The following is a 24,219-nucleotide window of genomic DNA, read 5'->3' on the forward strand; positions in this document are numbered from 1 at the left end:
AGGGCAGAGGTGGAAGTGCAGCAATGCATGGAGCTGACTGCTACTAATCGGTCGAGGGCATGACCAGATATGATGGTGGATAGGTAATGGATGCAGGTATTTCTTGTGTGCAGTTTTGAAGGTACATATGAAACGTTAAAGAGACAATGCTATACGGCATTGTTTTTATGAGAAAAACTTATAAGAAATTTGATTATCTTTTCATAAATTGGTAAATGTCGATATATCCTTTATTTACGGGCTTTATCGGCATTTTCTTTTTAAAAGCTGTCTTTGAGAAAGAAGCACAGGAGCTTTTTACAGATTGCAATGAATATGAAGTGCGTGTCCTTGTTGATGTAATGAAAGCCACCAAAGAGTCCATGCGAAACGTAAAGCTCTTTGAAGATACAATAAATGAGAATAAATAAACCGTAACTTGTAGATCACAATGTTGTGAATAACAAGTTACGGTTTTTCTTCGTCGAATTTATAGCCGACACCCCAGACAGTTATAATATACTGTGGGCTATCTGGGTTCGGCTCAATCTTCTTGCGTAGCTTTCTGATAAATGAAGTTAGATTTTTAGTGTCTGTTATGTGGTCGTGTCCCCAGACATTATCGTAAAGCTGTTCTTTAGTGAATACCTGTCCTTTGTGAGAATACAGAAAGTAGAGCAGGTCAAATTCTTTTGCAGTTAAATAAACACTTTCAGTATTTTCATTTGTAAAAGTACGAATAAATGGGTCAATCTGAAATCCAACCACTTGTTGCTTAATAAGGACAGGGGCACTGGATAGTTTAGCAGATAGCCATTCAACGGTTTGCCGAAAAATCTGCTCCTCATTTTCTGTAAATTCAGCTATTAAAATTTTCCCATATTACCACCTCTCTATTTTGTTGTGTTTTTTTTAAAAGCGGTCTTTGATAAAAAATAGAATACAACGCTTAAAACTAAACACCATGCGACTGCTATAAATAAAGTATGAGTATTCAATGGTTCTTTTAATAATAAAGAACGCATGGTTTCAATAATTGGTGTCATAGGCTGGTTTTCTGCAAAAATCCGTAAAAATTGGGGCATAGTTTCTAGGGGAGCGAACCCAGAACTTAAATATGGAAGTACAACAGCAAAAACTGCACACGCACCAGCTCCCTCTGAACTATTAGCTTTAATACCGATAAAAACAGAAATCCAAGATATTGCGATAATATATAGCAAAACAATAAAGAATACTGTTAACCAATCAAGAGCCTGTGCAGATGGACGAAAACCTACTATGAGAGCAACTGCAACTACAATAATCGTTGTCAATAAATTGCGAAGCACGGCACTAAAAACATGACCGCATAAAACAGATGATTTCTTAATAGGCATTGTACAAAAGCGGTCAATAATGCCATTTCTAATATCGCTATTTACGGTAATAGCGGTTGTGGACGCACATTGTCCAATACACTGGAGAATAACACCAGGTACAATATAGTTCACATATGATGAACTTCCTACGTTCATAGCACCACCAAGTACATAAACAAACAGTATCATCATTAAAACAGGTAGAACCAGACTTGTTAAAAATGTATCTATATTACGTTTTGACAACAACAAGCATCTTCCAGTCATTGTCAAGGTATCACTATATTTTTTTCGTGCTTTATCCATTTGCTAAAGCCTCCTTTTCTCCAATTAAAGTTAAAAACACATCCTCTAATGAGGGGGATTTCCGTGAAAAGTCTTTTATATCAATATTATGTGAAGTAAATAATTGAAATAGTTTAGTTAATACATTGATTGCTTCACAGGTATATACCGTCAATCGATTACTTTCACTATGGGGAATCACTTTATATCCGATAAGTAAGGATATTGCTTTCTTAAATTCCTGCTCTGTTGGAAATATAAATTCAACTTTTTCCTGTGGTAATAATTTCTTTAAGTCGTTTAAAGTACCCTCAACAATAATTTCACCTTTATCTAAGATTGCTATGTTATCTGCAAGCTGTTCTGCTTCTTCCAAATACTGCGTTGTCAAAAAAATGGTAGTCCCCGATTTTTTTAAATCACGGATAATATCCCACATATTATGTCGGCTTTGAGGGTCAAGTCCTGTTGTTGGTTCGTCTAAAAATAAAACAGTAGGACTATTTATTAAGCTCATTGCAATATCAAGTTTTCTTCTCATACCACCAGAATAAGTTGATACTAACCGATTTGAAGAATGGGTTAAATCAAAGTAAGACAATAACTCATTTGCTCTCTCTTTCGGCTTTCGCAGATGATGTAATTTTCCTATTATAACAAGATTTTCAAATCCTGTAAGTGTTTCATCAACGGCAGAAAATTGCCCTGTAAGACTAATAACCTCATGTACTTTATATGATTGTTTTATCACGTCATATCCGCATATACTTATATCTCCATCATCGGGTTTAATTAACGTCGTCAATGCTTTAATTGTTGTTGTTTTTCCTGCTCCATTTGAACCAAGCAATGAAAAAATTGTCCCACTTTCAATCGTAAAATTAACATCATTTAGAACAGAAACACCTTTATAACTCTTTTTTAGTCCTTTGACATTGATTGCTATACTATCTGAACTCATATATATTCCTCTCTCTTTCTGATATATACATACTGTCTGTATATATATCGGTAAAAATAAAATTGCAAAGCAATTTTATTCTTTTTCTATAGTTTCCATTACTTGTTGTATTTTGTGTTTTGATAATTGTATTATTTCTTCATCTAAAATCGGAACACCTAATACGTCCAACATTTCCTTAATAAGATATAACCTTTCAAGTAATTCTTCTTTAGAACATGGACATATAGTTGGCATAAACCAGACATCAATTATCATGGCAAACAGACTGGAAAATGCTTTTGGATATTTTATGTTTTTAATTGAACCATCCTGTATAGCTTCTTGAACCAGTTCCTCAAAAAGTGGCGCTAGTACGCTTTGATTGCTAGCTATATATTCGGCTAAAATTCTAGGGTTATTTGCTAAAGGAACAGTCATTGCATTTATTTCCTGTAAATCTTGATTTTGAAACTGTGATTTAATGACCTTTTGTATCTTTTCCAAACCATTTAATCCTTTTTCATTTTTTACTTGTTCAAATGGATTGTTTTCAAAGAACATTTTATCGCTCAAAGCGTTCAGAACTTCATCTTTTGACTTGAAATGATGATAAAAAGCTCCACGTGACAGCCCACCTAGATTATTTACTATATCTAATATAGTTGTTTGCTCATAACCTTTTTCAAGAAATAATTTCAAAGAAACATCCAGTATTTTCTGTACAGTTTCTTCTGGATATTTGTTGCGTGGCATTATACTCCTCCTTTCAATACATACACCGTGTTTGTATAAAACAAATATAACATACACAGTGTATGTTGTCAACAAAAACAATATTAGACTAATAAAAATAAGGCGTTTATGAATACAAGCCTTTAAATTTATCTTACAATCTTCCAGTTATTATCCTTATGAAGCATAAGCTCATACTGTGATACCTGTGTCGCTTTTGTCTGGTTGTCAATAAACTTCACGGCTACTTTTACTTTCACGTTTTCGCCGTCCTGTGAGAAAATAGGATTTACCAACTCTGAAAACAGGTAATCCCCGTTTATCGGTTCAAGTACATTGTCAGCCACATAATAAGCAAGCTCCTTATCGGTTGCCGTAGGGTACAGCTTAAAGAATGTTTCCAGAAATGCCGTTGCGTCATTAACCGTATCAGCGTCCACGCTTGCGTCTGCTTCCTGTGCCTTTGGTTCATAGTCTGACTTCTGGACTGCTGGGGCAAGAGTAGGGTTCTGCACGATAACCATATTTCCGTCAGTGTCCACATGGACTTTCACGGTGTAGGTTGCCTTGATTGCTTTCGTCTGGTCGCCCTCTTTTATCTGCTGATCTACTTCGTAGGTAACAGAAAAAGCGTTCTCCCCAGACTGTACCACGTCCCAAATAAGTACATCTGTAACCGTAGAACTGGTCGGTATATCTGTTCTTATAGTATCAAGGTTCAAGTCCTGTAATTCCTTTGTCAGATACCCGTTGATAGAAGCAGTACGGGCTTCTATACTTTCTTTGCTGTTGCTCCATGTGTAATAAGACTTTGCAAAGTTCTTAACAAAATTCTCAATCCCATTGGTGTCATTCAATCTAAGCTGAATGGTTTCTGTTTCATGTACGGTGTGCTGGTCTATTGCGGTAAAATTTTTGTAAACTCCGAAGCTGACACTTGCAATCAGCACCAGCCATAAAGCCACCACGGATTTCTTATGCGTACCGACTTTCATAGTCCGTACCTTTTTCTCTTTGATAGGTTTTTCTTTTCTCTTGAACATAGTTTCCATTCCTTTCTATTGTTTAATTCTTCCTGCACCGATTAAGTGCTGTTGCCAGTAAGGGCTAGTCAAATCGGTATATCCTATGGGGTTACCTGCGTGGTACATACGGTTATTTCCCACATAAATACCGACGTGCGTTACATAGCTTCCTGCATTGTAGATACTATGGAAAAATACGAGGTCGCCAGCTTTAGCTTGTGCCAGTGGTAAATGCTGTGTAGCGTCGTATTGTTCCTGTGCTGTTCTCGGTAAAGAGATACCAGCCTTGCCATAGCACCACTGTGTCAGCCCCGAACAGTCAAAAGAAGTGTTGGGATTGCTACCGTAGGGTAAGCACCCAGCGCCTTATTATATTTCTATAATAGGTTTCCAAATGCTCCCCTCAGAACCGTGCATGCACTTCTCAATGCACACGGCTCGCCACTTATTCAATCTAGTTTTCCTGCATGTAATTTATGATGACAGCTTGTACATAGCACCAATGTTTTCCTCTTACGTGCCAACATCATTCTTTCCCAATATGCTTTTCCCTTAAGGCTTTTAAGTTTTCTCACATGATGAACTTCCATTTTCCCGTCAGACGTCCCGCAAATTTCACACCGATTGGCGTTTAATCTTTGGGTCAGTTCTGTTTGCACTTTATATTTCATGGTGTTTGGAAGTTTATCTGTTGTTGAGGAAACAGATTTGTCAATCTTGAAACCATTACAATAAAGTGATACGCTTTTGCGTCCTTTTTTTGTGTCATACCAGACTGTGAATACTTTGTCTTTCATGTATTTGTCTAGTATCTTTGGAACAGAGGATTTATATTTTGAAGCAAAGGTCATATAAAGGCTATACTTCATAAAATACATGAACTTATTTAATACACTTACGTTCTTTGCTAACTTGTAGTAATTATACAATCCTCTTATTTCCGAATTGTATGTATTGAGGATTTCCACATCACTCAGATACAATAATGAGGGTCTTGCAATTGGTCGCCATGAGCCGTCTTTCTTTTGGGTTAAAATGCCACTTTCTTGTAACTTCTTTATCCACACACTTTTAGGTACAAATAGATTACATTTGTAATTATGCATACGTTGTTTTTTCTTCTGATAACTCTATATCCAATTCTTGTTCAAGGAATTCTTTTATTTTTTTCTTTGATTTCTTTTGCGTCTGTCTTAGACCCGATAATGCCTATGAGAAAATCATCAGCATATCTTGTATAGTAAATCCTTTTATAGTTGTCGTCTAAAGGATTAGAGTATGGTGTTATTAGAGCGTCTTTTTCTAAATCTTTTAATTTACTTATAATTTGATTACGCTTATTCTCATCATTTTTTAATAATTTGAGCTTATTTTTCCAATATGCCTTTTTATTCTCTATCCTTTTATATTCAACACTTTTCTTTCTAGCTTTTCCTTTATCAAAGTTTGTTTTAAGTTTGTCCATGAACACATTTAATTCATTAAGATATATATTAGATAGAATGGGGGAAATGATACCCCCTTGCGGAGTTCCGCTATAAGTTTTATGGAATTGCCAATCCTCCATATATCCAGCTTTTAAAAACTTCCATATCAGACGAATAAATTTATCGTCCTCGATTTTCTTTTTTAGTAGCTTGATTAAAATATGATGATTGATATTGTCGAAGAATGATTTAATATCTCCCTCAACAAACCATTTACACCCCGTAAAACAGCATTTCATTTCTGTGAGAGCAGTATGACAACTTTTGTTTGCTCTAAAGCCATGTGAATGTTCACTAAAGTTTTCTTCAAAAATTGCTTCTAATATTAGACGTACAATTTCTTGAATTAGCTTATCTTCAAAACTAGGTATTCCTAAAGGACGTTTCTTCCCATTGGATTTTGGAATATAAACTCGACGTGCTGGAGCTGGTGTGTACTGTTCAGATTTCATCAATTCAATTAGTTTTTCAATCCTTTTATTTCCGAAGCCGTCAATTGTTTGTTCCATTGTTCCTTTGGTAAGATTTCCACCGTTAGGAGCGAGTTTTGCGTATGCCATAATGTAAAAATTCGGATTATAGAAGTTACGATACAATCTTTTGAATTTGTAGTTTTCTTTTGTGGCATTTTTTACTAGATTGTTTAATACCATTTCTGGATTTCTCATTGAGCCTCACGCTCCTTCCTAAATTTTATTAAACTGAATAAGCTGATTTCCTTCGCCATGTACTGGGCTTTCCCCAGCTCCGACTACTACGAAATCTCCGTTGCCATGTCAGATATTCAGCGTCATCTTCCTTGAATTTCTTCTTGAAATTTATCCCTAGTTGCTAGGTTTACGCATAGCTTCATAGAGAAGCGTTCTGATTTAGGCAATCCCCGTTTAGTACATATAATGATAACTTGATAAGATGTCGGGTGTGACGTTCGTCTGTTTTACCTTTTTATATCAAAGGCTTCAAATACGGGAATTTCCATAGGCAGACTTACGGCGGTTTTCTGTCTATCCGTATTTGTACAACGTTTATAGTTACCTTTCCGTTGCAGGCTACGTTACACCAATCAGACTGTCATTCAGGCAGTTTAGCTTTCACCCTCATTCTTATCTTTTCAACTCGCCATTCAGTCGTGAACTGGTAACTGTTCAACTTATGACTTTGCCGACATGCTATACTCCCTGCTTGGTTTCCCTTACAGATAAGTCGACTGTTGATAGGATATTGCTTTTGAAATTCTTTTTCCTAGTGTGTTGTCAACACACAATCATTACATGCCCTTACGGGCGCACCCCAAACACATACTTCCAGCCTTGATATTTCAACGCTTCATTCATTACTTTTTGTGCCAGTTCCCCCGATATTTCATTGACAGTAAGGTACTGATTTACCAAATCAACGTAAAACATATTCCCATAGCCATACCGCCAGCCACCATTTTTTGCAACGGCTATCGGGTTGGTATAGGTCACTTTTTTTCCGCCCGACTTTTCACGGGCAAAATTCTCGGCAAGGTTGAATGTATGCTTTTTCCCGTTGCCAGCCACATAGCCGATATAACCTCCACCGTAATTGTAGGACTGGACAACAACATTCATATCCTTGATACCTTGACTTTCACAGGAAGAAAGCAGGGACGCAAAATACTTACACCCCTGCTTGATTGAGCTTTCCGTATCTAATGTGTTAGGAGGTAAGCCCAGACTTTCACTGGACTGCATAACGTCCACGGCTGTCCCTCCGCTTTCCACCTGCATGATTGCCAGCAGGTAGGGAACATACTCGGAGATACCGTATTCCTTAGCGTATTTCTCCACCATAGGCTGATGTTTGAGGACTTCTGCGGACAGGTTCATACCTGTAATGGAAGATGAATAGCCACCGCCCCCGTCGTCGTCCTCCGCACTAATCAGAATACCGAAAAACAGTACAATGGATAAAAGGACAGGAAACAGACTGCCGATAATGGCGATATGCTTTAGCTTCATTTCCTGCGTCCTTTCTTCTTAACTGTTTTCTTACCGCTTGTTTTTTTCTTTAGCTGTCTGGTCTGCTGGTTCTTAAATGTCCGTTGTGCCTGTATCGTCTGTCTGGTTTGCTGTTGGGACACAGAAGAAGATTTATCCCCAGCCTTGACATTCTCACGCTGTACGGATTGTTTCTGCTCTGGCATTTTGACAGTAGCCCCAGACGTTACAGGACGTTCTTTTTTGCGCTGGGTTTCCTGCTTGACAGGAGATACCGCTTGACGGGATTTATCCTGTACTTTCTGTGCTTCTTTTTGCACAGACTTAGAAGTTGTTGCAGGTCGTTCATATTGACGGGTAGCACCTCCGTCTTTAGACTTCGTTGCTGATCCGTCCGCTTTCTTTTCTGCCTGCCTTGCTTCCTGTGCCTTTTGTAATGCCATACGTTTCTGTGCCACGCTTTGTCTGTGCTGGTTCTGTTTCTCTGCCCGTCCAGTCTGCCTTGTTTCCTGCTCCTGTACCATGCCACGCTTGAAATCCGTCACATTTTCCTTTGCTTTTTCTTTAGCGGAGTGGACAGCATAACCAGCCTGTGTCGGCAGGTCTTTGACATTCTGCTTGACCTGCCGTACCTTGTCCTTGACACGGTTCTTAGTGTCTAAGACTGTACCGACCGCCGAACCTGCCCGACCACCAAGAGAAGCAGAAGCCGTATTCTTTCTTTGCGGTTGTTTCGTGGTATTGGAACGGGGCGGATTGCCACCATGACTGTCCGAAGCCATAGAGCCTGCCACTGCGCCTGCGATACTGCCAGCACCCACAGCTCTTGTCATGCGTCGCTCCATTCGTCTTGCTCTGTGGCGCATAAACATATAGGGACGGCGGAATATCCTGCGTCCCATGCTCTGGCTGTCCCCAGCATTGAGAGAGAACATACTCATAATGTCGCCCAGCTTCGTATAAATCCCAGCGAATGTCACTATCTGCAAGAACGCCACCATAAAGAACGGGTAGCCGTCTGACAGGTTGTAGAACATACTAGATATGGAAAATGCCACCGTAACAATGAGCGTAATTCCTGCCCGTGTCATAATCGTGTTAAATACCTTGACGATTGCCTGTTTTGCCATGCCCTCATAGCTGGGTATCATGGACAGCAGGAAGCTAATCGGCAGGAACATGGCAAAGATAATAAAAAGTATCTGGCTGAATATCATCATGGCGGTAAGCAGGAATACAAAAATCGTGATACCGAGATTAAAGAACAGTAGGAAGAACACCATACCCAGACGGTTTACCACCTGCGGTATCGTCATGTTGTCATTGTCCCTGTCCTCGATTTCTGTTTTCACGACCTGCTCTCTGGTTTCCCCGTCCTCGTCCGACGGGTTAGCAGATACCAAAGCTTCCACACGGTCAGCCCCAAGTTCCTCTATGTCACTGTTTCCGAATTGGAGCAGTAGCCACGGCTGTTGAACCTGTATGGCAAACAGGCTGTCCCGTATCAAGTCCACGCTGTCCTTACCCTTGCTGTCACTGTCTGGAAGCATGATTTTTGTCCCCAAGTCCAGCGACGCTGTGCTAATATCACTTGAAAAATCATTGACCTTTTTTATGTAATCGGGAGCATAGGCTATAAAGGAAGCCGATACCAAGAACACCACAATAAAGTTGATAACAGCGTGAAGTGCCTTGCTGGTTTCCCGTTTGATAAGTCCCGTATAGGCGACATAGATACCTACAATGAGGATAAGCAGTAAGAGGAAACCCACATAAAAGCCAGAGCTTGAAAAGCCGTTTTGTGTTACCCCTGCAAGCGTCTGTATGCTTTTTCCGATACTGTCCGCCATGTCGTTAATGAAATCGAGCTTATAGGCTTCCTGCACCACATAGCCCGTGGCATTGCTTAGATACAGGCTGATAGTCCAGACAAAGTTTGTGATACAGTATAGCCCGTACTGCACACTTTTTCCAATACCGTCCAACCAGTTCCACGGAAGCCACGACCAGCTATTATCCACATAGAAGTCAAGCTGATAATTGCTTAATGGGTACTTTGAATACAGGTTACCAGCGTCTACCGTATCGTCCACCAAGCCCGCTGCATGAACCACCGTCCCCAGCATAGCCAGCAGGAAAATAACAATAACCGCTACCAGCAGGACAGTAAGGAAGATACGGAGCAGTTTCTTTCCTGTGCTTTTTTCTTTCATCAATCCACCTCTTTTCTTACGGGTGGTCTAGTGTCAAAAGCAGTCAGCAGTTCCGCAAATACAGGGTGTATCTGCACAACACCTGTACGCCCGTAAAGGTCTTGAAGCAGGCATTGTCCGTTTTCCAAATCCCGTAACCGCTTCTGGTTGTTCTCGTCCTCCTTGTCAATGCCAAAAAATTCTAAGGTCTGCTTTATCTCGTTGATGTCCGTGCTTCTAAAAGCAAATTTAAGCCCAATATTGTTTTTCAAGCTTTCCTTTGATACGTCCCCAGAGGATTGCGTGACAAAGTAAACACCTGCGTTCATTGCTCGTCCGGCACGTACCAGTTTGTTAGATAAGGTTTCGCCCTGTGCCACATTCAGAAATGCCCATGCTTCATCTAAATCCACGATTTTAAAGATTGACCGGTCACTGTGAATAAAGTCTAATGCAAAAGTGGATATAACGATAAGCATTGCCACAGACAGTAATTCAATGGTGGTGTATTCCTCAAAAGTGGTATCTTTATCGGGCAATACAAGGTCTGCCACCTGTATAATATTCAACTGCTTTTCAAGGCTGATAGCGTGTTCCACGTTGCCGTCTGAAAAGAGCAGGTGTGCGAAATCGTAGTCCGTGAAACTCTCGATATGGTCGGCTATGTTACGGGATATAGCAGTATCTTCTTTCCGTAACTCATCAATCACATGAAGCAAGCCCCTTGACTGGCTCTGGGTAACAGAACGCACCGCTTTTCTTAGCACAGGAAATTTTTCGCCGTCCCGTGAAGAAATCCCTGTAAGGAATGTCAATATGTCAATCGCAAGGCTTTCAGCGTCCTTGACGTTCCGCATGATAATGAATGGGTCAAGAAGTCCTGCATTTTCGCTGTCACTGGTTAGGTTTACGATATTGATTTCCACTGCTATCTCTGGGAGTGTTTCTTTCCAACTCCCACGTTATAGCGATAGGTAACTTTTTGATGTTATCTCCAAGTTTTCCCCCGCTTCACACCGTACATGAAACTTTCGCTTCATACGGCGTTCCATCATATCCAAATAGATTTATAAGTTATTTCCCAGTTATTGTCTGATATCCGTAATTCGTCCGTATTCTGTTCAGTTTTTTCTTCTGCTGACTATTAAGAACATAACCTTTTAACAGTGATTTTGCTTCGTCTGCTGATTCTGTTAGGATTGCCTTTGCAATGGGAATTTCCACAAATGCCAGATTAGAATATCTATCAAGGTTATCTCCTTTGTCTGATTTGTGAATACATGTCAGAATGGACGGAGTTCCTCGACGATTCATTACATAGCAGTTGCCTTGTTGTGCGATATATGCCGAAATACGATTGTCGTTAAACTCTACGCTATCGGCAGGGTTTTCATTTTCCAACAACGCTCGGATTTCTTCTTTTGTTACAACTACAACGTCCTCATGCACCTTGTTTCTCCCTTGCTTTGTAAAATTACAAATATCTTGCGAGAAATTCATAGGATTTTTGTGTTGTACTCCTTGAATCGGCAATAGCGGATTATCCGAAATCATCACTATTTTTGTTTTTGGTCTGATTCCTTTTGTCCTGCTCTGAAATTCTGAACTTGTACTTTCAAATGGAACTGATTTTGCAATGTTCCTTAAACGGATTCGTATGGTCGGTAAGAGAGCGTAACTTACTTCTGTCAGGTTGTTATATACGTTAGTTGCTATGCAGTAGTAATTCTGCATACCGATAACTGTCAGATTATATCTGCTGATATTGAAGCCAGTCGTATGTCTGGCTATATCTTTTACCTTTAACTTTAGATTTGTTTTCGCTTTCTTTAATGCTTTTTGGTTCATATCTGTTTTGGCAACATAACCGTGTTTCGTTCTTCCTTTTGGAATGACTTTGATTTTGAACCCCAGAAAATCTGATGAATTTTTCTTCAGATTTACTACCTTTGATTTCTCTGGACTGATTTCTAATTTCAGCCTTTTATTAAGAAAATCTACGGTACTGTGGTAAAATCTTTGTGCTTCTCCATAGGTTGAACACATGATTTTAAAATCATCAGCGTAACGTACAATAAAACCGCTTTTCAGTTTGGTATATTTCTTTGCGTATTGAAGCCACCCATTTTTACTGCGGTTCTTCGGCTGGAATGTTTCCCACTGACTGCTTACCCACCAATCTAATTCATTAAGGACTATGAGGGAGAGCAGTGGACTTAACAGACCGCCTTGTGGTGTTCCTTTTTCTGGGACACCCTCGCCGTCAATTTCAGCTTTCAGCATTTTGCTGATAATGCAAATCAATCTTTTATCCCGAATACCAAGTGTCCAGATTTGTTTTAATAGTTTTCCATGATTGACATTATCGAAAAATCCTTTAATGTCTACGTCAACACAGTAATGATATTTTGATAAATTTATCAGTGTCGTTACTCTGCTGACTGCATGGTGGGCACTTCGATTCGCACGGAATCCATAGGAATGATTATGGAACTTTGGTTCGCATATCGGCTCTAGGACTTGCAGGATACATTGTTGTACCAGCCTGTCCCAGATACACGGAATCCCCAATGGACGCATTTTATCGCTCCCAGCTTTTGGAATGAAAACACGTCTGACTGATTTTGGGCGGTAGTCGCTAAGGCTTTCCCGAACGGTAGCAACAATCTCAGCATTGCTGAGTTGTTTTATATCGTCTATCGTCATTCCGTCCGTTCCAGCCGTTTTACTGCCACTGTTTGATTTCAGATTACGGTAAGCTAAACAAATATTTTGTTCCGAACCAATAATTTCAAGTAACTTATAAAAATTATTACCGTTCTTGCTCTGTGCGTATAACTCGTCATAAATATGTTGCATATCATAATACTCGTTATAGCGGAGCTTGTTTTTCTTTAGCATGGTCTGTACCCTCCTTGTTTGCAGGAGCAAGTACATCTCTTAGTCTTACTCGAACCCATACCATTTTTTTCTTAGTAATTCTATTCTTCATATGACTAGTGGCTATCCCTCCACCGCTTGTTATCACGGTTTCATAGGTACTGTGCCACCACTCTCACTGACATTAACACACCTTATATCATTGCTAATCTCACAATAACTTTCTGATGTGAACACTTCACAGACAGTAAAATCTCCATGTTGTCAGCTTTCAACGTTCCAAACACACTATCTGTACATATATCCTTAGGTTTCCTCTATAAGCCTGCTACCTTGATAACGCCTTTAACGTTATATGGATTTTCATAAATGCGGAGTCTTACTCACCCACAGTAGCGACACTGTTTGTGTCACTGGACATTTCTATCCAGCCCCGATATAGACCTGTACATTCAAGGATTCGTCAGTAGACCTCTCATCTACATTCTAACCATAGATATTTTATAGACTTCCGGCATATAGGACACAACGCCCACCTCTGGGAATCTTTCGTCAGCATTATCTGTTACGGTGTCTGTCTGCCGACTTTACCGAGCTTCTGACAGAGCCTTGTTTACTCAAGTTTCTGCCAGTCGGAGTATTAAAGTAGCCTTTCAGGGCGTTACCCCGTCATTCGACTATTCGTGTGTTTAGTTCTCCAACACACATTAAATATTGATTTAATGAAGTGCTGTGCCTACTCTTTTCAAGTAGGAACGTTTCGCACCAGACTTAGGGTCAAGGATAACCGCCTGTCCGCCAAACAGCACCGCATAATAGACAAGCAGGTTGTTACTGAACGATTTTCCACCGCCCAGCGAACCCACGAAAGCAGAAGCAAGGGCATTTGTAACCGTACCTTTGACACCTTGACTGGCAAGGGCAGGTTGCAGATAGACGTTGCGCCCAGTGTCAACGGAATAGCCCATATAGATACCCTCATTTTCGCCTAACTGCTGGGTCGCTCCAAAGCCAAGCCCTGCTAGGAAGTCAGATTTTACATACTGCATATAGTCATTGAGATACCGGTTGCTGGCTGGTAAAAACTCATTATGTAAGCCCAGCATATCCCCAGCAGGACGAACCGACTTGACATTCAAATCGTCGTAAAAGTCCTTGACCTCATCACAACGGCGTTTCAGCTCGTCAAGATCGGGTGCAGACACCCGTATGACGTAGCTTAACTTATACATACTTTCCTTTGTCTGGTCTAATTCCGTTTCCAGTTCGTCCACGCTGTCCAGAGCGTCCACCACGTTACTGCTGGTTTCACTCCCAGCTTGATAGGCGTGGTTATCCAAATCTTTCAATTCCTTTTTCTTGTTGCGTACCGTGGTTAAGGCTTTCTTGTTGCCCACGATTTCCACATTCATGCTAGTATCAATCGGAAACGTAAATTGCTGTTGCTGAAAATAGAAGATTTCAGAGGACGGAAAGTCTAGTTCTCCCACAATGGCATTGACCGTAAAGTAGGTCACGTAGCTTTCGCTGTCCTCATGTTCCAGACGCAAGTACCGCTGGCTTTCCTCAACCAGACAACGGCTGGGACGGATAAGGTCATATCGTTTGATAAGCGTTTCCTTTTTCAGCTTCTTCTTTGGTAGGCTATAATCGTAGTCCTCATAGGCGATACCGTCCCGTCCGTAAAGGTGTTCCATGAGATAGCCGAAGTCGTTCTTGTCCAGACGGCGTACTTTGAAGCGTCTGGAAATCTTGTTTTCCAGCAGTTTTTCCATTTTCATGTAGCGGTTGATTTCATCATTCGGCATAGAAATGAAGTCATTCATCAGCGTGTGATTGACTTCATTCAAAAATTCCTTGAATGTAAGCAGGGCGGATTTCTTCACAGTGGCAAGGTTCATTTCCTGTTCACTTGTCACAAGTTTAAAGCCAAGAAAAAAGCGGTAATCCACTTGATTATCGCCTATCATTTCCACTAATGCGTCGGTTTGTTCGTCAATCTTCTGGATTGCCACATCACGCAGACGACCTGTTACCAGCTTCTTTGAGCGTTCCTGTATGGCTCTTAGTGAGCTTTCTGTGGCAATCTGCAACGCATGGATTTTTCCCTCACGGGATTGTGCGATAAGCTGACGGAAGCTGTCATGCACGATAAACTTCTGTTCTGCTGAAAGAAAACTGTAATTGTATGGAACAAGCTCATAGTAAGCGAATACCTCATTGTCCCTGTTCCACACAAGGTTGTTGTCGATATATTTAATCGGGAACATACATCACACTCCTAACTGCCGTGATTGGTTCATTGATTTTCTGGCTACGCAGTTTCACGGCTTTTCCTGCATAAGTCAGTTTGGGTCGAAGCCCATAGGTAATCATGGATTTCAAAAAGCTGTATGGCTTCTTCCCGTCAAAAGTTTTCTGGCTCATAAACCAAGTGAGCGCAACGGGAATACCGAAATACTTCAAAAATGCGCCCTCAATCGTGGAAAGAGGGGGCAGGTCGGCAAACAGGATAATGAAAAATTCTGTCAGCACGAACCATGTAATCTGGGTAAAGGTAACAGGAAACGGAAGCTGTAAATCGTTGATAGAGTACAGCACTTTTTCCACGTTCCAGATACCCGTATAGGATTTAATTTTCTTCATGGGATTTCTCCTTTCTTGAAATGAATAAGGACAGTCAGCATATAGGCCGACTGCCCTTGAAAATAAATGAGCTGTCAGTAGTACCCTTGACAGGGTTCTGATCTGACAGCCTTATAACTGGATTTCACACATACCATAGCTGGTTTCGATAAAGCGACCACCGATTTCCAAGTCCCGACCGTAGGCTTCATAATCTATGTAATAGGACAAGCTGGATGGAATTTCTCCGAGGACTTGCAGTTCATCAATATAATAACGAGCAACGTCCTCCATGCAGTCACAGTCGGGATAGAAATAAATATCGTCCTTGTGGTCTACCAGTTCTTCTATTGTCCCATAATGAGAGATAAATTCGTCAAGCTGGTCTATGATGTAATCATCAAGCTCACTTATCATTTCATACAGGTTGTTCAGTTCATCAATGGAAGCGTACTCGGAAACTTCACAGGGGAAGTTATCGGTATCATGGACGGCATATTCTTCGTATTCAGCATTCAGTCCGATACGCTCTGCGATTTCTTCATAGTCAAGAGGGAAAGAGAACCAGTCGCCTACTAAGTAGCCCTCGTTGTACTTTCCAAGATTAGCGATATACACACGCATATCATCAACCATAGGCATACACCTCTTTTCTTACCACGGGATTTCAAATATGCCGTACTCGGTTTTAACAAACCGCCCATTTTCTTCCAGTGATTGTGCGTAGGCTTCATAATCAAAGTAGCGCACACAATCTTCCGACAGGGAAGCAAAAGCTGGATTGTCAGCCAGTACATGACGGGCAACATCAATCATGGTAGCACAGCCTGCATAATGGATAATGGAATTTCTGTAATTGTAAAATTCGTCAAAGTCTGAATAGTATTCCGAAAATGACGCATAGCTTTTCCGAAGTTCCACAGGCATATTTTGATACATGAGGGCAAGCTCATTTAAGCGTTCAATCGCTGTGTTTTCGTCCACTTCATCAGCAAAGGGAAGTTCTTTTTCAATAATGTGATAGTCCTCGCTGTCTGCTTCAATTCCTAGTGTTTCTTCCAGTTCCGTTTCATCAATCGGCAGGTCAAACCATGCAGAACGCAGGACGCCGTTTATCGGTCTTGTTGTTTCAATCAGCACTCTTAATTCTTTCATAGTTATTCATGTCCTTTCTTTTCGCTGGAAATACTTTGTGTACCATTCCGTTACCCCCTTTCATTCCCCCTAAGCCCAGCTCCCATAGGGGGAAAGGATAGAAGTTTGCCTGTCTGCAAACTTCTGTTGATTATGCTCCGATAATCTTATTGAATAACTGCAACAACACGTCTTTTACACCGCCAGCGTTAAAGACCAGACCTACCGCAACAAGGGCGACTACAAGGAAGCCGATAAGTTTGGAAAACTCTCTTTTAAATCCTAAGTAGATACCAATAACCACGATTGCCATAAGCACTAAGCTCTGTGCATTGCTTAAAAACCAAGTGTATAAATTTTGTCCGAAGTTCATTCTTCATTGCTCCTTTCCATTTGTTCAATTCTGCCGTCAGCCTGTTTTCCGACAACTAACAGGCACATAAGGACAACACCAATGCCTGCCCCTAATGAAACCAGCAGTAAGTCCCATAATAAATGCCACATTTAAGTTTCCTCCTTTTCTACCTCCACCAGCTCGTCCACGGAAGCGGTCTGCTGTTGGATAATCATTTCATGTTTTTCTGTAAGCTTTGCGTTTTCACAGATATGTTTGAGATATTCTGTCTTATTACCAGCGTCAATCTTTTCCAGCATTTTTTAGGTCGGTGCGACCTGCCGTGCCACCCAGCGTAGTGTCCGTTCTAAGGTGTATGGCTCTGGCTTTGTCGTCAGCTTTAAAGCGGTTCTGTTTTCTCCAATGAACCAAGCCCACCGTTCATTGGTTTCCCATTCACTGCGTCTTACGTCGTCCTCTTTATCCACAAACCGTATATAACGGTTGATGATAGAAAATGCCGTCCGTTCTGCGTCGTAATAGGTCAGCAGGTCACGCACGGCATAGTAAGCACGTTCATTTTTCAATCGTATCTCAAAGCGGTTCTTAACAGAAGTTTCCTCAATAGGAATACCCAGCTTTGCATACTGTTCATAGGCTTTTTCATAAATGCAGAAGTAGACTTCTGATTTCAAAGAACCAATATACAGTGTGTGTCCCATGTCTGCCTTGTCCTGCTCGTGGTTTTTGATAAGCTCCCCAGAAGCATAGGACTTATAGGAACGGAACACGGAAATACATTCCTCATTGTTGCATTTACGGGTAAGCTCTGGAATATCCAAGATACCCACCTTGTCGTTGATTGCTAGGTCAAGACGCTTCATCACACCGCCGTCCACCAGACAGTCCATAAGGAAATCGTACCAGCTTCTTTCCTGTGCCAGCAGGTAGCTTTCCATTTGCCGACAGCCTTTTCCTTTTAGTTCCAGCAGGACACCTTTTTCTTCATCAGCCGAGGTCAGTAAGAATATGTCCCCGATATAGTAATGTTCCGTGTAGCTGTAAAATCCGAAGTCCTCATGTAGCATGAAATCCATGTTCAGCTTGAGTATATCCCTTATGACGTGCTTTACGTCCGTTGTAGGGAAGCGTATGCGTACATAGTCAAACAGCATTTCCAGCGGATTGTCTGGATTGAGTTTTTCCAGTGCAACCGTAAGCTGTTCTTTGACTTCTTTTGTCAGCTTGACTTTGCCAGACTGGATACGGCTTAAATGTTCACGGCTCATGCCAGCCATGAGTGCCAGCCTGCTTTGTGATACGCCGTAGGCTGACCGCTTTTCCTTTAAATCTGTTATCCAGTCGTTTTCATTCAGTTGTCATTCCTCCAATCGTTGGAATGTGACATTTCAGCGTCCATGTCACACCCGTAAGAATTTAACGGAAACCCTTGTACTTAGCGGAGATTTCCGTATTTTTGATACTGTTTCCTGTAGATTTGCGCCCCTCTGTTAGATAATGAGGGGCTGATGTCTGCTGGCGTGGCTACCGCCACACCAGCAACGGCTAGTCCGTGCCGTCGTCTTTCGCTTCGCACGTCGCCGTCCCGTCCTGCCTAGCGTATGCAAGTGAGCCGATTGTCTGTAAGAAGTCATGCCCTTTGATACGCTTCTGGAAAAACTGCTTTTTCACAGCTGAACCGAACAGCATACCGTACCCAAGTTCACTGATACGCCCAAGCCCCACACGGAAGTTGAAGTTATCCCTTATCCCGTCGCTGAAATATTTTGCGTCTGGACGCTGGCAGGCAACAATCAGAAAGTAGCCTGCCTGCCGTCCCAGCATAACGATTTTCTTTAGCTGGCTAAGCAGGCTCACGCTTTCTTTTGTTGCCAGCATTTCAAAAAATGCCACATATTCATCAAAGATTAGAAAGCAGGGCGGTAGTCCCAAGTAGGCGTAGTTTTCGCCCGTCTTGTACTTCGGGTGCTGTTTCATTTCTTCGCTTCGTGCCACCATGCCGTCATAAAAGGCATTGACGCAATCAATCATTTCTTCTTTCGTATGGTACACATTCGGCATAACTGTTCCCAAGTCCGCAAGGTCAGCGTTCTTCGGGTCTAAGATGTAAAGCTCGGCGTTGGTCTGCAACAAGGCTTCAATGATTGTCAGCAGAAAGTAGGTTTTACCGCCACCCGTCCCACCAGCTATCAGAGCGTGAGGGAGTGCGTCATATTCCCAGACAAGATTTTTCATCAGCCTTAGACAGTCGTTTTCTGCTTTCACTTCGTCAATAGAAATACGGTTCGCTATCGTATCATACAAAAGCGTGTATTCAATATAGCCGTCATGTAAGGTCTTGTCGGTCAGCTCACAGTACAAGCCACTTTCCAGCTTATCCTCTAACCGCAAGAGCTGGTCTTGATACTTTCCTAATGTGATTTCACAGCGGATATGAAGCAATCCTTTTTCCATTTGATAATAAATCTTTGGAAACCAGACGATTTTTTCCCTTGATCTGCCTTGCAGGTCAGTGAAAAAACCGCTGTCCTTGACGGTATCGGCTTCATACCACTTGTTTTCCAGTATCATTCGTGCCAGCTTTTGACGGTGCAATAACTGTTTGAAACGGTCATAACAAAAGTGATAATACAGAAAAGCGACCAATGCACAAACACCAGTCGCTATCAGTAGGGTTATGAAGTTGTAAGTTGAAAACGTCAGCCCATTATCCAATAGGCTGAAATGCTCCCAATCGGTACGCATGAGCTGTTTTAGGTTCAGTAGCAGGATAACCGCTAGGAATAGAAACAGAAGCGTCCCCATTGAAAAGCGGTAAACTATCGTTTCAATTTCATCTCTCAATAAATAATCTGTTGTAACATTAAAATAATCACTCAATGCAACTATTTTGTCCATATCTGGAACACTCTGAGAACTTTCCCATTTAGAAACAGCTTGTCGAGATACATTTAAAGCATTAGCTAAATCTTCTTGAGAAATTCCTTTCTTTTTTCTTTGTAATAGTATTTTCTGCGATATATTCATGCGAACTGCTCCTTTCTTTATTTAGCTATATTTTACCAAACAATATAGTTGCAATTCTACATATTGCACATGGTAATTTGTCAACTAATGGTTGCGAAAGCCTTTTTGAAGATATTTGTGCTTTGTATTCGCATTATATCATTATCGTATATCCCCTACAATGAAAATTTATTCAGTAAACCTATTTTTTTGGCTGTCCCTGCGGATTGTTGTTCTGTGGATTTCCTGCTGGCTGGTTGCCTTTGTTCTTCAAGATAATATCGTCAGCCTTGATATACCAGTCCACGTCAGCCCCTCTAAAGTTGGCATTTGCCACTGTATCAGCTACGGGATTGATAAGCTCTACTTCTGCATTGTAAGGATAGTCCTTGACCGCTACATCAGCAGGAATAGATACTTGTATCATGCGTTCCTGCACACTGCATTTGAGGTCATAGGTTCTGCGTTTGATTTCTTCGCTGGTTGTCCCGTCCTCATTTTCCATACGCACCTCATGTCTAAGGGCAGAGAACTTCAACACGCCGAAAGTCTTTTCTTTATCTAATACAATTCCATTTGCTAATCTCATAATTGAATACCCCCTTATTTACTTTCAACTGGCAACATATCATCAGCCAGTAAGATATAGTTTGTAAATCCACGCCCACGGATATTGTAGCCCTCTGCGGTAATGCGTGGGTTAATCAATTTGACTTTCTGCTCTGGCTTGAAATGCTTTTCGCCAGCTTTGGCAGGAATGGTTACGATAATATCATCAGCACGCTGTACGTCTGAATACAAGTTGTAGCTTCTTGTTATGGGAACATAGCGACCATTGACACGCTGTTGTTCAACCTTGCTTTCTCCTGCAAATTCCAAATTGCCGAATGTCTTTTCCATGTTCGGCACAACATATTTTAATTCCATAGTGTTTTTACCTCGTTTCTTTCTTTAAACTTATTTTGATAGGTTCTTATTCTGGCATTACATGAGATACCAGCAAGCCCCCAGATAGTAAAGGGTAAATAAATGCTTCGCACCCTTGACTATCCGTGTTCTTGCAGGTTGTAGGCAGACAAGCCAGAATAAGCGGAAGTCTGCCGACACGGTAACGGCGGAGAGCGTGATTTTCCTTTTCTCATACAGTTACCACCTTATGATTTTTTCAAGGAACGGCGTTTGTAGAAGTATGTACCTGCAATACCGCCAGCAGAAGCAAGCAACATCACGATAAATGCCATAAGGTTTGTACTGTCGCCCGTTTTGGGACTGTCAGTTTTGGTTGGCGTATCGGGTGTAGTCGGTGTTTCTGGTTTCTCTGGTTTCTCTGGTTCTTCGGGAACTTCTTTGATTATTACCGTCTGTCCCTCGTCCTCAATGTCCTTATGTTCTGTAACCTTTTTCGGTTCTTCTGGGTCGGATAAATCGTATAATTCTTCAAAGGTTACAAGCTGTTGACCGCCAAGCTCGGAAGCGTCAAATGTAAAGGCAATCTGTACTTCCATGTTTTCACTGTCAGCGGTAAAGGTATAGTCATTCTCTATACGTTTGCCGTTAATGATAAGCTCCGCATTTTCTTCTTGTAACATTTGCCAGCCCACAAGCTGATACTTAGTCCCAACTTCCAAGCCCTCTAAGGTAACGGTATCTACAATCGTTACGTCTTTGCCTGCTTCGATTTCTTTCTTGCCGTCCTCAAAGGTCGATGTGGTATGTATCTTGATGATACGCTCTGTAATCAATACCGTTTGCCCGTCGTCATCAATGTCCTTGTGTTCTGCTACTTTGACGGGTTCTTTTGGATTGCTTAAATCGTACAATTCTTCAAAGGTTACAAGGTTCTTGCCACCTAGAGCAGAAGCATTGAATGTATAGGCAATCTCAACTTTCATTTCTTCATCATCAGCAATAAAGGTATAGTCGTTTTCTACACGTTTGCCGTCAATGATAAGCTCTGCATTTTCTTCTTGTAACATCTGCCAGCCTTTCAACTGATACTTAGTGCCTTTCACAAGTCCGTCCAGCTTGACCGTATCAATGATTGTTACGTCTTTACCTGCGACAATCATTTTTTCGCCGTCCTCGCTGGTCTTGCCCTTGTTGGTGTTGTGCTTGTGGGAAGCCCAGTCGGAAGAAGTAGAGAACTGCCCGTTATCGTCCGTTACGACAATGTGGCTTTCGCCCGTCGTCTTGCTTGTGATCCTGAACGGAACATCAGCAAGACGCTTGTGTGTACCTGCTCCAATCTTTACGCCCTCTAAGTCGCCACGTTTAATCTGGTTATAGACAGAGTGGGCTTCATCAGTTAAATCAACGATTTTTCCATTCTCTGTGATTGTAAATTCAATCGCTTTTGCACCGTCTGTCAAGTAGCCCTCTGGTGGTTCGCTTTCTTCAATGCGGTATTTCCCATGTGGTAACAAGTCAGCAGAAGTAGAAGCCACGCCCTCAATGTAAGTATGAATAGTTTTTACGACTTCATTTTTCTTGTATAGCTTGCCCTCAACTAATACGGCATTATCATTTAAGGAAATGATTTCAAAGGCTGTATCTTTTAAGGTCGCACCGCCTTGTGCTTTGGTATCTTTCGTTTCTAAATCTCGCTTTTGGATTTTGACACCGCCACGAATAACCTTGTCTGATACGGAAAATTGATTGCTTCCAGTCAGTACGGCAAGGTCGCCGTCCTCGGTAATTTGTGTAAGGTACATTCCTTTGATTTGTTCCTCACTGCCATTTGCCTGCATATATGCACCGTCAAGCAGGTAGCCGTTTGGTGCTTTGACTTCCTCTACGGTCAGTGTTCCAAGTGGAAGTACAGCTTTGCCGTCCTGCATATAGAAGCTGTCGCCAGCTACTTTGTAAGCGTCAGCTAAACGGGTAACATAATGGATTGTGCCGTCGCTGTCTTTTTCAGCGATTGTCTTTGTCGTCCATGTGCGTGTTGGTTCAGCAGGAAGATTGTCCTTATTGTAATAACCAGCGTAATACTTCCATGTGAACTCTGCACCCTCTAAGGTAGCGTTGCCCTGCGGATTGCTTTTCTGTGTTTCCATGTCAATTTTGAAAAGCTCAATCAAGGTGTCCGTTACTTTTGGTGTATCAGCTACTTTCAAGATTGCTGTTTTGCCAGCTTCTACTTTCAGAGAATACACCGTATTATCTACCTTGTAGCCAGTCGGTGCGGATAATTCCTTGATATAGACTGTGCCTGCCTTGACTTCTACGGTTTCGGTATTGCCGTTGCTATCTGTCGTAAGGGTGGCAAGCTGATTTTTGCAATCCTTATCAGAAAAGACACCATACGTTGCACCAGCGATACTGTAATTTCCGTTACCGTCTGTAATGCTGGCGTTGGTGGAACTCTTTTTCAAGGTGGCATTTCCTACATTAAGGTTCGCCCAGAATTGTCCTAATTCCTGCCCCTCGCCAGAGTAGATATAACCACCACATTCATAGCGTCCTTTATTCTCTTTGACAAAGGCTTTCGCTCCTGCGAATACCTCGTCCTGCGTTGCCTTTGGGATTTCATCATAGGAAGCTCGCACGTTATCACACTGCCAGCCAAGGTGTACGCTCAATCTCTGCCAGACAACCAACTGTCTTAAAAGGTAGGCGTGATTACTGCTTAAACCACTGTGGCTGGCTGTGTATTGATTGACATACTCAATGGATAGGGCAATGTCGGCTATCTGGTCGGCACTCATTCGTGTGCTTGCGTCAGCTCTGGTCTTATATCCGTTTTTGAAAGCTGTGTTGATGTCGATACAGTAAGCGTCCTCGCCCTCAACTTTCAGATGTCCCTCGTTAAAGGTTTCTGTGATAGAGCCGTCATTATTTACACGTTCCACGATACCAACACGCTCGTCCGACTCCGTCCAATATTGCGTTTCCGACGCATGAACGGGTGTACTCGGCAGAGTGGTAGCGATAGTCGCAAAGGCTAAGAAGCCCGTACACAATCGCTTTAATATCTTTTTCATAATTCCTAATACTCCTTTCATTTTGGGTAATAAAATAGCCGTCCACTAGGAACGGCTGGAAATAGAAAAGGAACGCTGATTTTATGCGTTCCATAGTCTATGAAATATTCAATTTTTTCTCGTTTTAATACTGATGTGCTGTACCTTATCTTTGCAAATCTAGGGAATAGGACGTATCAAGGCTCATTCAATCGTAGTAAAATCGTAGTAATTTGATGTTTTTACTCCCTTGTAAATGCAGATAGATACTGTGTTTTAGCGGATAATC

General features: G+C 41.5%; 18 protein-coding genes and 5 pseudogenes. All 23 read right to left on the reverse strand.

What is annotated here, in order from left to right; genetic code table 11:
• Positions 1-447 precede the first annotated feature (447 nt).
• Positions 448-747 (reverse strand): winged helix-turn-helix domain-containing protein, encoded by a 300-nt coding sequence (locus E1963_RS10595; RefSeq protein WP_243117679.1) that lies wholly within the window; start codon positions 745-747, stop codon positions 448-450.
• A gap of 125 nt (positions 748-872) precedes the next feature.
• On the reverse strand, positions 873-1,646 hold the full coding sequence (locus tag E1963_RS10600) for an ABC transporter permease (RefSeq protein ID WP_132277813.1): 774 nt from the start codon (positions 1,644-1,646) through the stop codon (positions 873-875).
• Complete coding sequence (locus E1963_RS10605) at positions 1,639-2,586, reverse strand: ATP-binding cassette domain-containing protein (RefSeq protein WP_132277815.1); 948 nt, start codon at positions 2,584-2,586, stop codon at positions 1,639-1,641. Before E1963_RS10605 ends, E1963_RS10600 begins: the two co-directional genes overlap by 8 nt.
• A gap of 75 nt (positions 2,587-2,661) precedes the next feature.
• On the reverse strand, positions 2,662-3,321 hold the full coding sequence (locus tag E1963_RS10610) for a TetR/AcrR family transcriptional regulator (RefSeq protein WP_132277817.1): 660 nt from the start codon (positions 3,319-3,321) through the stop codon (positions 2,662-2,664).
• A gap of 128 nt (positions 3,322-3,449) precedes the next feature.
• Complete coding sequence (locus tag E1963_RS10615) at positions 3,450-4,343, reverse strand: conjugal transfer protein (RefSeq protein WP_132277819.1); 894 nt, start codon at positions 4,341-4,343, stop codon at positions 3,450-3,452.
• 15 nt (positions 4,344-4,358) lie between these two features.
• A pseudogene (locus E1963_RS10620) lies at positions 4,359-4,670 on the reverse strand (C40 family peptidase); the annotation flags it as partial.
• 104 nt (positions 4,671-4,774) lie between these two features.
• The gene (locus E1963_RS21950; protein WP_330570783.1) at positions 4,775-5,392 is read right to left on the reverse strand and encodes an HNH endonuclease; all 618 of its coding nucleotides are present in this window, start codon (positions 5,390-5,392) and stop codon (positions 4,775-4,777) included.
• An 80-nt stretch (positions 5,393-5,472) separates the two neighbouring features.
• Positions 5,473-6,480: a reverse transcriptase/maturase family protein gene (locus E1963_RS21955; RefSeq protein WP_330570784.1), complete on the reverse strand. Its 1,008-nt coding sequence runs from the start codon at positions 6,478-6,480 to the stop codon at positions 5,473-5,475.
• 621 nt (positions 6,481-7,101) lie between these two features.
• A pseudogene (locus tag E1963_RS10630) lies at positions 7,102-7,797 on the reverse strand (lysozyme family protein); the annotation flags it as partial.
• Positions 7,794-9,989, reverse strand: a complete 2,196-nt coding sequence (locus tag E1963_RS10635) for a CD3337/EF1877 family mobilome membrane protein (protein WP_132277821.1) — start codon at positions 9,987-9,989, stop codon at positions 7,794-7,796. The pseudogene E1963_RS10630 and the gene E1963_RS10635, both read right to left, overlap by 4 nt.
• Positions 9,989-10,930 (reverse strand): annotated as a pseudogene (locus E1963_RS10640) (ATP-binding protein); the annotation flags it as partial. The pseudogene E1963_RS10640 and the gene E1963_RS10635, both read right to left, overlap by 1 nt.
• A 112-nt stretch (positions 10,931-11,042) precedes the next feature.
• A complete protein-coding gene (ltrA, locus tag E1963_RS10645) occupies positions 11,043-12,869 on the reverse strand; it encodes a group II intron reverse transcriptase/maturase (protein ID WP_132277823.1) in 1,827 nt (608 codons plus the stop codon).
• A gap of 746 nt (positions 12,870-13,615) precedes the next feature.
• Positions 13,616-15,118: pseudogene (locus tag E1963_RS10650) on the reverse strand (ATP-binding protein); the annotation flags it as partial.
• Positions 15,105-15,494 (reverse strand): conjugal transfer protein, encoded by a 390-nt coding sequence (locus E1963_RS10655; RefSeq protein WP_132277825.1) that lies wholly within the window; start codon positions 15,492-15,494, stop codon positions 15,105-15,107. The pseudogene E1963_RS10650 and the gene E1963_RS10655, both read right to left, overlap by 14 nt.
• A gap of 111 nt (positions 15,495-15,605) precedes the next feature.
• Positions 15,606-16,109: an antirestriction protein ArdA gene (locus E1963_RS10660; protein ID WP_132278058.1), complete on the reverse strand. Its 504-nt coding sequence runs from the start codon at positions 16,107-16,109 to the stop codon at positions 15,606-15,608.
• An 18-nt stretch (positions 16,110-16,127) separates the two neighbouring features.
• Positions 16,128-16,628, reverse strand: a complete 501-nt coding sequence (locus tag E1963_RS10665) for an antirestriction protein ArdA (RefSeq protein WP_132277827.1) — start codon at positions 16,626-16,628, stop codon at positions 16,128-16,130.
• A 130-nt stretch (positions 16,629-16,758) separates the two neighbouring features.
• Positions 16,759-16,980, reverse strand: coding sequence for a hypothetical protein (locus tag E1963_RS10670; RefSeq protein ID WP_132277829.1), 222 nt, complete (start codon positions 16,978-16,980; stop codon positions 16,759-16,761).
• A complete protein-coding gene (locus E1963_RS10675; protein ID WP_132277831.1) occupies positions 16,977-17,111 on the reverse strand; it encodes a DUF3789 domain-containing protein in 135 nt (44 codons plus the stop codon). The genes E1963_RS10670 and E1963_RS10675 overlap by 4 nt, the downstream gene beginning before the upstream one ends.
• Positions 17,112-18,317, reverse strand: a pseudogene (gene mobT / locus E1963_RS10680) (MobT family relaxase). It lies immediately after the preceding gene.
• A gap of 190 nt (positions 18,318-18,507) precedes the next feature.
• A complete protein-coding gene (locus E1963_RS10690) occupies positions 18,508-19,989 on the reverse strand; it encodes a helix-turn-helix domain-containing protein (protein WP_201272029.1) in 1,482 nt (493 codons plus the stop codon).
• Between the two features lie 181 nt (positions 19,990-20,170).
• Positions 20,171-20,557, reverse strand: a complete 387-nt coding sequence (locus E1963_RS10695) for a YdcP family protein (RefSeq protein ID WP_132277833.1) — start codon at positions 20,555-20,557, stop codon at positions 20,171-20,173.
• 14 nt (positions 20,558-20,571) lie between these two features.
• Positions 20,572-20,895, reverse strand: coding sequence for a YdcP family protein (locus E1963_RS10700; protein WP_132277835.1), 324 nt, complete (start codon positions 20,893-20,895; stop codon positions 20,572-20,574).
• Between the two features lie 227 nt (positions 20,896-21,122).
• Positions 21,123-23,951, reverse strand: a complete 2,829-nt coding sequence (locus tag E1963_RS10710; protein WP_132277837.1) for a VaFE repeat-containing surface-anchored protein — start codon at positions 23,949-23,951, stop codon at positions 21,123-21,125.
• Positions 23,952-24,219: the final 268 nt, after the last annotated feature.

Origin of the sequence: Extibacter muris, assembly GCF_004345005.1 — a bacterium.
In the GTDB taxonomy this organism is placed as follows: domain Bacteria; phylum Bacillota; class Clostridia; order Lachnospirales; family Lachnospiraceae; genus Extibacter; species Extibacter muris.